The following is a 942-nucleotide window of genomic DNA, read 5'->3' on the forward strand; positions in this document are numbered from 1 at the left end:
ACCCCGCCCCGGTAGACGATCCTGCCCTATAGTTTGAGCATAGGAGGAGCGTATGGGCACACCACGATTTACACCTGAATTTAAGGAAGAAGCCGTCCGTCAGATAACAGAACGCGGTTATTCCGTTGCCGAAGTATCCGACCGTCTGGGCGTTTCTGCACACAGCCTCTACAAGTGGCTACGGGCTATCAAACCTGATAACAGCGAACAGCATGCCCGGGATTTACTGGAAGCCAAAAGCGAGATCCTGAAACTCCGGGCGCAGCTAAAACGCACCGAAGAAGAACGGGATATCCTGAAAAAGGCCGCGCGGTACTTTGCAAGGGAGCCCGACTGAAGTACCGCTTTATCAATGAACACCGCACTGTATGGGGTGTGATGACGATGTGTCGGGTACTGAATGTCGCCCGGGCCGGGTTCTATGCGTGGCTGCACAACCCGGTCTCGGCGCGTGATAAAGATAACCAGCGTCTGCTGATGCTTATCCGCGACTCATATTCACTGAGCGGAGGCGTATACGGTTACCGGCGGGTTCATGGCGACCTGAACGAAATCGGGGAAACCTGCGGCAAAAACCGGGTGGGTCGTATTATGCAACAAAACCGGATCAAAGCCGTACGCGGCTATAAAGCGCCGCGTCGTATCGCCGGCCGGCCTTCAGTGGTTGCCCCTAATCGCGTGCAACGGCAGTTTACTGTTGTCCGGGCCAATCAGGTCTGGGTCACAGATATTACTTATATCCGCACCTGGCAGGGCTGGCTGTATCTGGCGGTGGTTATCGATCTCTTCGCCCGTAATGTGGTCGGCTGGTCGATGAAGCCCACTCTCTCACGCGAACTGGCACTCGACGCGCTGATGATGGCCGTCTGGCGGCGAAAACCGGACGGCGAGGTCATCGTGCACTCAGACCAGGGCAGCCAGTACGGCAGTGACGACTGGCAG

The 942-nt window shown here is 56.6% G+C and carries 1 pseudogene; it reads left to right on the top strand.

The features are described 5' to 3' along the window. Positions 1-52: 52 nt before the first annotated feature. A pseudogene (locus tag HMPREF3143_RS24510) lies at positions 53-942 on the top strand (IS3 family transposase); the annotation flags it as partial.

Origin of the sequence: Enterobacter sp. HMSC16D10, assembly GCF_001807145.1 — a bacterium.
Classification (GTDB): domain Bacteria; phylum Pseudomonadota; class Gammaproteobacteria; order Enterobacterales; family Enterobacteriaceae; genus Enterobacter; species Enterobacter roggenkampii.